Raw genomic sequence first — 6,239 nt, 5'->3', positions numbered from 1 at the left:
GACCATCCTCCCCCCCCCCGCCCGCCCCCCCCCCCCCCCCCCCCCCCCCCCCCCCCCCCCCCCCCGCCCACCGATGCCGGGCAGAGGGCCGGCCGTCGGCCGGGGGCTGGGGGCTGGAGGCTGGGGGCTGGGGGCGCTCAACGGCGCCGGGTCCTCAGCGCCTCGCCATGCGCACCCGCGGCGGGCAGCTCTCTCCCTTCCGTACGACTCCGATCATGACGGTGGTGCGCCGGTCGAGGCCCGTGCCCGCCGCCGGGTACTGGGTGACGACCCGCCATCGCGGCGGCCAGATCACCCGCCGGTCCCGCCCGCTCACATCGTGGACGTCGAGCCGGGTACGGCGGTCCAGCCGGGTGAAGACCCGCCACAGGCCGCGGCCGAGGAAGTCGGGCACCGGGCGGGCCCCCGAGCCGTCGTCGGCCGCGGCGGCCTCCTCGGTCGAGGTGACGGCGACGGCCGCGAGGGCGAGGACGGCGCCCGCCCCCACGACGGCGCGCCGCTTCACTTCCGCCTCCGGGCCGCGGCGTAGTAGCCGCAGGCGGCGCCGATGAGGGCGGTCGCGAGGAGGGCCAGGTAGAGCGGCATGGACACCTCGGGGACGAGGAGCCGGATCTTGACCTCCCGGGTGTTCTGGAAGATGAAGACGAGGGTGACGATGGCGAGCGCGGCCATCGCGATCCGGCCGGGCGTGAGGGCCTCGGCGTACCGGGACCCGCCTCCGCCCGATGTCCGTGACGTCTCCTCTGGACTCATGCCCTGCCCTCTCCTCCGTCGTGCCGTCGGTCGTACGCGGCCACAGCCGTGGGACCAGAATGGGGTGAGTGGAGCCTCACCGTGACGGCGAGAGCAGCCGTACGGGTGACTTGTCAGACAACGTCGGCCGACTACCGTGGTGCCGGACACCGTCGGAACCGGGGCAGCAGGACCCACCGGAACCGACCGGAATCGAGACGAGGAGCGGCCGTGGCGGTCAGCGGACAGCGGCGGCGGCCGGTCGTGGCGCTCTACGAGCGGATCGCGGACGCCGTCCACGACGGCACCTACCCGCCGGGCTCGACGCTCCCGTCCGAGCCGAAGCTCGCCGCCGAGCTGGGCGTGAGCCGGCCGGCCCTGCGCGAGGCACTGCTGCTGCTCCAGGAGGACGGCCTGCTGACCGTACGCCGCGGGGTGGGCCGGACGGTCAACGACCGGCCGCCCCGGCGCGGGTTCGAGCACGTCCAGCCGCTGGAGGAGCTGATCGGCGCGGGCACACCGCTGCGGGTGCGGGCGCTGCTGCGCACGGTCGAGGAACCGACCGACTTCACCACCCAGCACCTGCTCGCCCCGGCCCGCGCGGAGCTGCGGTTCTGGGAATCCGTGCTGACCGGGGAGGGTACGGCGGCGGCGCTGAGCCACGAGTGGGCGGCGGCCGACGAGCTGCTGGAGCGGGTGCACCCGGAGTTCGCCCGGGCCCTGCGGGCGACGGAGGAGCGCACCGCGCGCGGGCCCGCCGTCTCGATGCTGTCGGTCCTGCTCGGGGCCTCGCGGGACACGGCGCTCACCGCGCACAGCGGCATCACGGCGACGCTGCTCGGGCGGCGGCGCGGGGACCAGCTGGGGCGGCCCGCGGACACCCCGGCCGTGCTGGTCACCCAGGTGGTGCGGGTCGGCGAGACCCCGGTCCTGGCCGCCAAGCACATGCTCCCGACGGGCGCCCCGGCACTGCCCGTCCTGCAGTCGCACTAGAGGGTCTCCTTTCGAGCCCGGCCTGACCGGCAGGACGCCCCGAGCCCGAGCCCCGGACCGACCCCGGACCGCCGGGCCGGCGCAACCTGCGAACGGCGGCTCCCGGAACCCGCCGGGCACGCGCCCCAACCCCCGGGGCGCTCCACCCCAACCCAGGAACGCTCCACTCCAACCCCCGGGCACGCACCGCACCCCCCCGGACGCTCCACCCCACCCCAGGACGCCTCCGCCGCACCCGCCGCGACTCCCGTCGCGCCCCTCTCGGCTCTTCCTCCCGCACCCCCTGCGGGCCCGTCACAGCGGGCCCCTCCCCCGTGGCGTACACTTCCCCGCCATGCACTTGTCTGACAACCCTGCCACGCCTGCCGCCGCCACCGTCTCCGAGTGGATCCGCCGGGCGCCCAAGGCCGTCCTCCACGACCACCTCGACGGTGGGCTGCGCGCCGCGACCATCGTCGAGCTGGCACGGGAGTGCGGCTACACCGCGCTGCCGACCGAGGACCCCGCCGCCCTCGCGGTCTGGTTCCGGGACGCGGCCGACTCCGGTTCGCTGGAGCGCTACCTGGAGACCTTCGCCCACACCTGCGCGGTGATGCAGACCCGCGAGGCGCTCACGCGCATCGCGGCCGAGTGCGCAGAGGACCTCGCGGCGGACGGTGTCGTCTACGCCGAGATCCGCTACGCCCCCGAGCAGCACCTGGAGGGCGGTCTGACCCTCGACGAGGTCGTCGAGTCCGTGAACGACGGTTTCCGTGAGGGCGAGCGCCGCTCCGGCGGCCGCATCACCGTCCGCACCCTCCTCACGGGCATGCGCCACACGGACCGCTCCCTGGAGATCGCGCAGCTCACGGTGGCGCACCGGGACAAGGGCGTGGCCGGCTTCGACATCGCCGGCGGCGAGATCGGCAACCCGCCGGCCCGCCACCTCCCCGCATTCCAGCACCTGAAGCGGGAGAACTGCCACTTCACGATCCACGCGGGCGAGGCCGTCGGCGCGGAGTCGATCCACGAGGCCGTGCAGGTCTGCGGCACCGAGCGGATCGGCCACGGCGTGCGGATCACGGACGACATAGCCGAGGACGGCACGCTCGGCCGGCTCGCCTCGTACGTCCGGGACAACCGGATCGCCCTGGAGGTCTGCCCGACGTCGAACCTCCAGACGGGCGCCGCGAAGGACTACGCCTCGCACCCGATCGACGAGCTGCGCCGCCTGGGCTTCCGGATCACGCTCAACACGGACAACCGGCTGGTCTCCGGCACCACCATGAGCGAGGAGTTCCAGCACATGGTGGACGCCTTCGGTTACAGCTCCGAGGTCTTCGAGGAGTTCACGGTCGCCGCTCTGGAGGCCGCCTTCCTGCCGCTGCCGGAGCGGCAGCGGCTGATCGACGAGGTCGTCCGCCCGGGGTACGCGACGCTCCGGGCCGTGGCGGTCTGACCTCCCGCCCCTGGACCCAGGGGACCTCCCGCCCCTGGACCCAGGGTGCGCCCAGGCCCCTCGTCCGCCCCCCCCTCAGCGCAGGGCCGGGGCGTCCAGGGTGAGGGTGTTCTGCTCCGTGTCCAGGACTGCCGACAGCCCGAGCGGCATCGTCAGGGCCGTTTCGCTGTGGCCGAAGCCCAGTTCCTCCACGACCGGGACGCCGAGGTCGCCGAGGTGGTCCGTGAGGACCGCCCGGATCTCCTCGTACGGGCCGCATTCCGCCCAGGAGCCGAGGGCGATGCCCGCGACGCCGTCGAGCCAGCCGGAGCGGAGGAGTTGGGTGAGGATGCGGTCCAGTCGGTACGGCTCCTCCCCCACGTCCTCCAGGAGCAGCAGCCCGCCGCGGGCCGAGGGGCGGGCGTGCGGGGTGGCGAGGTCGGCGGCGAGGAGGCTGACGCAGCCGCCGAGGGTCACACCACGGGCGCGTCCCGGTGCCAGCGTTCGTGCCGTGTCCAGGCCGAGCGTGCGCACCGACTCGGGCTCGAACAGCGTGGCCCGCAGGGACTCCCGGGTGCGCGGGTCCGAAAGGAAGGTGCCCGCGGCCACCATCGGGCCGTGCAGGGTCGAATAGCCGGTCCGGACGGCGAAGGCCTCGTGCAGGGCGGTGATGTCGCTGTAGCCGACGAACACCTTGGGCCCGGCCTCCCTGATCGCCCGCCAGTCGACGAGGTCGACCATGCGCTGTGCGCCGAATCCACCGCGCGCGCAGAGGACGGCGGAGACCGAGGGGTCGCACCAGGCCTCGGTCAGGTCCCGCGCCCTGGCCCGGTCGGCGCCGGCGAGGTGGTCGAGGACGGGGTGGGTGTCCAGGGCGTGCGGGGCGACGACGGGGTCGAGGCCCCAGCCGCGGAGGATGTCGAGTCCCGCCCGCAGGCGTTCCTCGGGGACGGGTCCGGCGGGGGCGACGACGGCGACCCGGGCGCCGGGCCGCAGCCGCTCGGCCCGGGTGAGCGGGCCGACGTGCGGCCGGGACTCCGCCGGGACGGGCAGGGCGGGCGGGACGGGGAGGGTGGGTTCGGGCGTCGTCACGTGCGGTACTCCAGGTCCGGTACGTCCGTCCGGGTGATGCCGAAGGTCCGGGCGTACAGGGAGAGTTCCGCCTCCAGGGCGCGGACCATCGTGTCGGCCCGGCGGAAGCCGTGGCCCTCCCCCTCGAAGGCGAGGTAGGCGTGCGGGACGCCCCGGCCGGCGGTGCGGGTGAGGAAGCGCTCGGCCTGTGCGGGTGGGCAGATGACGTCGTCGAGGCCCTGGAGCAGCAGGAAGGGCGCGGTGACGCGGTCGACGTGCTCGATGGGCGAGCGTTCCTTGTACCGGGCGGGGACGTCGTCGATGGACCCGATGAGCCCGTGGAGGTACTGGGACTCGAAGTCGTGGGTCTCGTCGGTGGCCCAGCCCCGCAGGTCGAGGATGGGGTAGATGATGGTGCCGCAGGCGTACACGTCGGTGGAGACGAGGGAGGCGGCGGTCGTCCAGCCGCCGGCGCTGCCGCCGCGGACGGCGAGCCGGGCCGGGTCGGCGGTGCCCTCGGCGGCGAGCGCGAGGGCGACGGCCGCGCAGTCCTCGACGTCGACGACGCCCCACTGCTCGCGCAGCCGCTCGCGGTACTCCCGGCCGTAGCCGGTGGAGCCGCCGTAGTTGACCTCGGCGACGCCGATGCCGCGCGAGGTGAAGTAGGTGATCTCCAGGTCGAGGACGAGTGGGGCGTGACCGGTGGGTCCGCCGTGGGCCCAGATGACGTAGGGCGGCAGTTCGTCATCGGGGCCGGCGAAGTCGGGGTGGTGGGGCGGGTAGATCTGCGCGTGGATCTCGCGTCCGCGGGGGCCGGTGAAGGTACGGACGCGGGGTTCGGGGTGGTGGGCGGGGTCGACGGCGTCGGTGTGGGCGGCGCCGACGACCCGGGTGCGGCCGGTGCGGGTGTCGAGTTCGACGAGCTCGTAGGAGCTGTGCGGGGAGGCGGCGATGCCGATCACGCGGCTGCCGTGGGCGGCGAGGGTCGGGGCCCATTCGGTCCAGGGGCCGACGGCGTCGACGAGCGTGCCGCGGTCGGGGTCGAGGACGCCGAGGGCGGTTGTTCCCTTGCCGTGGACGACGGCGATCAGACCGTTCTCCAGGGGGGTGAACCAGTTCAGCCCGATCTTCCAGAGCGGTCCGCCGAACTCCTCGGCGCGGGGGCAGAGCGCCGCCGGTTCGCCGAGGCCGCCGTCGGTGTCGATCTCCGTCCGGTAGAGGTTCCACCAGCCGGTGCGGTCGCTGACGAGGAGCAGCCGACCGGCGGCGTCCCAGTCGACCTGCGGGATCGACTCGGCGGGGCCGCCCGCGACGGTCCTGGCTCGGTGGAAGGTGCCCTCGGGGGTGACCTCGGCGAGCTGGACCTCGGTGCCGTCCCAGGGCATCCGGGGGTGGTCCCAGCCGATCCAGGCCGCCCGGCGGCCGTCCGGGGAGAGCCGGGGGCCGGTCACGAACCGGTGGCGCTCGTCGGAGAGTTCGCGTACCGCCGCGCGGTCGTCCGCGGCGGAGCCGTCGAGGGGGACGGCGACGAGCACCCGGCGCACGTCGGTGGGGGCGGGGCCGGTGAACTCCTCCAGGACGCACCACACCTCGCCCCGGTCGGGGTGGATGACCGGGTCCACCCAGCGCAGTCCGCGGCCGGTCCCGGAGACGGGCGTGAGGGGCCGGGGCTCGGTGCCGGGGGCGGCGTCGGGCTCGTGGGCGTAGAGCCGCTGGTCCGGGAAGTGGCAGAAGACGGCGAGGGGTCCGCCTGCCGGGCGCGGGACGGCCGCCCAGGGCAGGCCGCCGTACTCGATGACCCGGCTGCGGACGTTCCACGGGGCGGGTAGCAGGCTTTCCTCCGTGCCGTCGGCACGCCGTCGCACGAGGGCGCGCCTGCCTCCCTCGGCGGGCCGCGGCGCGGTCCACCACAGCTCGTCGCCGACGACGCCGGGGTACTCGGGCCGCCCGTCGTGGGCGGCGGCGAGCGCCGCGTCGACGGGTGACGGCCAGCTGCCGTGGGCGGCGATCGTTTTCATCCCAGCTC

The 6,239-nt window shown here is 75.0% G+C and carries 6 protein-coding genes; 2 read left to right on the top strand and 4 right to left on the bottom strand.

Annotated elements, in window-relative coordinates; genetic code table 11:
- Positions 1–154: 154 nt before the first annotated feature.
- Together ACZ4XX_RS22670 and ACZ4XX_RS22665 are read right to left on the bottom strand one after the other, a co-directional pair.
- Positions 155–505, bottom strand: a complete 351-nt coding sequence (locus ACZ4XX_RS22670; RefSeq protein ID WP_468509669.1) for a hypothetical protein — start codon at positions 503–505, stop codon at positions 155–157.
- Entirely contained in the window at positions 502–753 is a 252-nt protein-coding gene (locus tag ACZ4XX_RS22665; RefSeq protein WP_468509668.1) for a lipopolysaccharide assembly protein LapA domain-containing protein, read from the bottom strand. The genes ACZ4XX_RS22670 and ACZ4XX_RS22665 overlap by 4 nt, the downstream gene beginning before the upstream one ends.
- 210 nt (positions 754–963) lie before the next feature.
- On the opposite strand from ACZ4XX_RS22665, the gene ACZ4XX_RS22660 reads away from it, so the two are divergent.
- Positions 964–1,725, top strand: coding sequence for a GntR family transcriptional regulator (locus ACZ4XX_RS22660; RefSeq protein WP_468509667.1), 762 nt, complete (start codon positions 964–966; stop codon positions 1,723–1,725).
- 334 nt (positions 1,726–2,059) lie between these two features.
- A complete protein-coding gene (locus ACZ4XX_RS22655; RefSeq protein ID WP_468509666.1) occupies positions 2,060–3,163 on the top strand; it encodes an adenosine deaminase in 1,104 nt (367 codons plus the stop codon).
- A gap of 75 nt (positions 3,164–3,238) precedes the next feature.
- Here ACZ4XX_RS22655 and ACZ4XX_RS22650 read toward each other — a convergent pair whose 3' ends face one another.
- Both ACZ4XX_RS22650 and ACZ4XX_RS22645 read right to left on the bottom strand, forming a co-directional pair.
- Positions 3,239–4,195, bottom strand: coding sequence for a S66 peptidase family protein (locus ACZ4XX_RS22650; RefSeq protein WP_468509673.1), 957 nt, complete (start codon positions 4,193–4,195; stop codon positions 3,239–3,241).
- Positions 4,196–4,230: 35 nt separating this feature from the next.
- On the bottom strand, positions 4,231–6,231 hold the full coding sequence (locus ACZ4XX_RS22645) for a S9 family peptidase (RefSeq protein ID WP_468509665.1): 2,001 nt from the start codon (positions 6,229–6,231) through the stop codon (positions 4,231–4,233).
- Between the last annotated feature and the right edge of the window lie 8 nt (positions 6,232–6,239).

The sequence above is a fragment of the Streptomyces sp. NPDC029956 genome (genome assembly GCF_055574655.1).
The sequence above is the reverse complement of the archived record's forward strand: the minus strand, read 5'-3'. Positions and strand labels throughout refer to the sequence as shown.

Coding starts and splice junctions, on each gene's coding strand:
- ACZ4XX_RS22665 (WP_468509668.1), bottom strand. CDS start 753: ATGAGTCCAGAGGAGACGTCACGGACATCGGGCGGAGGCGGGTCCCGG.
- ACZ4XX_RS22655 (WP_468509666.1), top strand. CDS start 2,060: ATGCACTTGTCTGACAACCCTGCCACGCCTGCCGCCGCCACCGTCTCC.
- ACZ4XX_RS22645 (WP_468509665.1), bottom strand. CDS start 6,231: ATGAAAACGATCGCCGCCCACGGCAGCTGGCCGTCACCCGTCGACGCG.